This window comes from Streptomyces sp. (genome assembly GCF_031178505.1).
In the GTDB taxonomy this organism is placed as follows: domain Bacteria; phylum Actinomycetota; class Actinomycetes; order Streptomycetales; family Streptomycetaceae; genus Streptomyces; species Streptomyces gulbargensis.
Window position 1 is genome coordinate 1 of sequence record NZ_JAPSIW010000988.1, and the last position, 1,986, is coordinate 1,986.

A 1,986-nucleotide genomic window follows, 5' to 3' on the forward strand; every position below is an offset into this window, starting at 1 on the left:
GCGGGTCGGACGGGCGGCTGCCCCTCGACGGCTTCGGCCGGTGCGACGCTACGGCGTCGGCAGGGTGATCTCCCGCTTGAGGATCTTGCCGCTCGGGCCGAGCGGGAGCTGGTCCACGAGCCAGACCTGGCGGGGGTACTTGTAGGCCGCCACCCGCTCCCTGACGTACTCCCTCAGTTCGTCGGGGGTGGCCTGCGCGGAGGGACGGAGGACGATCGCCGCCGCGACCTCTTCGCCCAGGTCGGCGTGCGGGACCCCCACGACGGCGGCCAGGGCGACGGCCGGGTGCTCGTGCAGGACCTCCTCGACCTCGCGCGGGTAGACGTTGTAGCCACCGCGGATGATCATGTCCTTCTTCCGGTCGACGATGTAGAGGTAACCGTCCTCGTCGGCGCGGGCGAGGTCGCCGGTGCGCAGCCAGCCGTCGGGGACGGCCGCCGCGGTCTCCTCGGGACGGTTCCAGTAGCCCTTCATCACGTTGGGGCCCCGGACGGCCAGTTCGCCGATCTCGCCGGGGGCCACATCCCGGCCCTTGTCGTCGAGCAGCCGTACCTCGACATCCTGGACGGGTGTGCCGATGGAGCCGGCCTTGCGGGGCCGGTCGGGGTGGTTGAAGGTGACGACCGGGCTGGTCTCGGACATGCCGAAACCCTCCAGCACCGCGCAGCCGAAGCGCCGCTCGAAGCCGTGCAGGATCTCCACCGGCAGCGAGGCACCGCCGGAGATGCACAGCCGCAGCGTCGAGACGTCCGCCTCCGACGGGTGCTGAAGCAGGGCCGCGTACATGGTCGGCACGCCCTCGAAGACGGTGGCCCGCTCGCGGGCGACGGCGTCCAGGACGGCCCCCGGCTCGAAGCGGGGGATCAGGACGAGCGAGGCACCGCTGCGGATGGCCGTGCTCATGGTGCAGATCTGTCCGAAGATGTGGAACAGGGGCAGGCAGCCCACCACGACGTCGTCCGGCGTCATCTGCTGGATCCGGACGCGGTTGACCTCGGTGTTGTGCCGGAGGCCGGCGTGGGTGAGGACGGCGCCCTTGGGGCGGCCGGTCGTTCCGGAGGTGTACAGCAGCACGGCCATGTCCTCACCGTCCACCTCGGCGGTTCCGGGCAGGGGATCGTGCCGGGCCAGTTCGGCGGCGAACTCGGCCGGTTCGACGGAGATGTGCCTCACCCCGGCGGCCGCCGCCCCCTGCGCGCCCTCACCCGGGGCCCGATGCCATTCGAGGAGCCGTACCGCGCCGGAGTCGGTGAGGTGGAACTCACTCTCCCTGGTCTTCAGGAGCGGGTTCATCGGAACGACGACCGCGCCGGCACGGAGAATCCCGTAGTAGAGGACCACGAACTCCGGAACGTTAGGCAGCATCAGGGCGACCCGGTCGCCCGGCTCGACCCCCTCGGACCTGAGCAGCGCGGCGGCACGGGCGCTGTACTCGTCCAGCTCCGCGTAGGTGACGACCCGCTCCCCCAGCCGCAGCGCGGGGTGCCCGGGCTGCCGCCGAGCCGTCTCCACAAGGAACCCTGCCAGATTGGCCATGACCGCCTCCGTTGCGCGAAATAGTCGAATGATCGCATCGCGGAGGTCTTTTCGGCCCCGCCGGACCGCCCGCAGGCCCGGGCGGCGCTTCGGCCGTCGCCACGGTGGGCTGGTGCACGCGGCGACCCGCGCGGCGGCCCCCGACCTGGACGGGGTCTTCGCCCCCGGCGACAACATGGCGGCCGGGACGCTGCGCACGCTGCGCGAGGCCGGCCGCCCGGTCCCCTCGGACGTCGCCGTGGTCGGCTTCGACGACCTGGCCGCGGCCCGGATCGCCGCCCCGCCGCTCACCACGGTGCACCAGCCCGAAGAGGGCTCGGAAGGCCGCCCTCCCACCGATGTGTCACACCGGCGGGAGGGCGGGTCCTCCGCTCCTGGTGGCGCGTCAGCTCACACGTGTGGGGCGTGTGTCCGCTCCAGCGCCGGAGTCAGGACGGGTCGCCGTACTGG

Annotated in this window: 1 protein-coding gene and 1 pseudogene; one reads left to right on the top strand and one right to left on the bottom strand. The window is 72.4% G+C overall.

Features of this window, described 5'->3' with window-relative positions; all coding sequences use genetic code 11:
• Window positions 1-48 precede the first annotated feature (48 nt).
• Entirely contained in the window at window positions 49-1,536 is a 1,488-nt protein-coding gene (locus RIF68_RS35400; RefSeq protein WP_309055692.1) for a long-chain fatty acid--CoA ligase, read from the bottom strand.
• A gap of 28 nt (window positions 1,537-1,564) precedes the next feature.
• On the opposite strand from RIF68_RS35400, the pseudogene RIF68_RS35405 reads away from it, so the two are divergent.
• A pseudogene (locus RIF68_RS35405) lies at window positions 1,565-1,849 on the top strand (substrate-binding domain-containing protein); the annotation flags it as partial.
• Window positions 1,850-1,986: the final 137 nt, after the last annotated feature.